We start from the raw sequence: 1153 nt of genomic DNA on the forward strand, positions 1-1153 counted from the left end.
CACAAACTCCTTCACATCCATCCGAATAGCACTCCTTTTCGAGATTACTCAAAAAACATTCTCTTAACCCTATTAAAAGACATACATTCGGAAAATGTCAACACAATTTTTTCCGTCAGACGAAAATAAATTCGCCGAACGTTTTTTTGTCAGACGAAAATAAATTCGCCGAACGTTTTTTTCGTCAGACAAAAAATTCGCCTTTGGCAAATAGACAAAAGGCGCTGGCGACGTGGACAGCGCAGGGAACCCCGAGCACCCTTGCGCTATCCGCGCGTCGCCGCGCCCGTCTTGCATTTGTCCGAACGCGAACGTTTTTCGTCATACGAAATCCGTTTGCGTTTTGGGGGAGAAAGTGAGATAATAGAAACAGCTAAATCGCGACGCTTTAACTGTAACCCGTTGAGCATAAACTTTGGCCGGTTTATGCTCTTTCTTTTTTCACGTAATTTTGAACGTCTGGAACCCAAGAATAAAGTTCTTCCAACATATTCGAACCGCAGACGCTACACTACAAATAGAGTCATCATCGACATGCACCAGATCAACTTGATCGTCTTCCACGTCTTGAACTTTTACCTTGCGCCTGTAACTCATTCCAAACCTCTTTCAGCAAGCCACCATATGCGAGCAATCTCGCCGCGACAAAGCCATGTCCAATGTCGCGACAACCTCGTCAGTCTTGTCCCAATTAACCCCGCTTGAAATGACAGGAACGAGCTTCACCTTGTCGCGAACCTGTCTTTGCTTATAACGATTGTAGACAATATAGTCCTCGGATTTCGTCGCATACTTTGAAAGCTCGGCAACCGCTGAACCTGCAAGATCGGCCTCTACTAATCTACCATCCGGGGAAAGGAAAATGCCTTTCTGCTCCAAAATCTTCATTTCTCGCTCAATATTCCGCTTATTCCGAACGATACGAACGTCACAAACAGGGTCATAATCTACTTGAAGGCACTCTCTCCAAAGAGAAACCCAATCTTCGTCTTGCAGATAGCCTTTCGGAATAAGAAGCTTGACGCCAAGCAAAACATGAAATGCGGGTGATATGTATCCTCTAATAGATTTCTCGTAATCTCTAAAGAGCGAAACCAACCCACGACGACATCAGTAAACGGCCTTACGTCTTGCAAGACGATCCCAGGTACTT

Annotated in this window: 1 protein-coding gene; it reads right to left on the reverse strand. The window is 45.0% G+C overall.

The annotated features are described in order from the left end of the window. Positions 1 to 609 precede the first annotated feature (609 nt). Complete coding sequence (locus tag A4G99_RS25155) at positions 610 to 1098, reverse strand: protein rep (protein ID WP_150123080.1); 489 nt, start codon at positions 1096 to 1098, stop codon at positions 610 to 612. Between the last annotated feature and the right edge of the window lie 55 nt (positions 1099 to 1153).

The sequence above is a fragment of the Haladaptatus sp. R4 genome (assembly GCF_001625445.1).
Classification (GTDB): domain Archaea; phylum Halobacteriota; class Halobacteria; order Halobacteriales; family Haladaptataceae; genus Haladaptatus.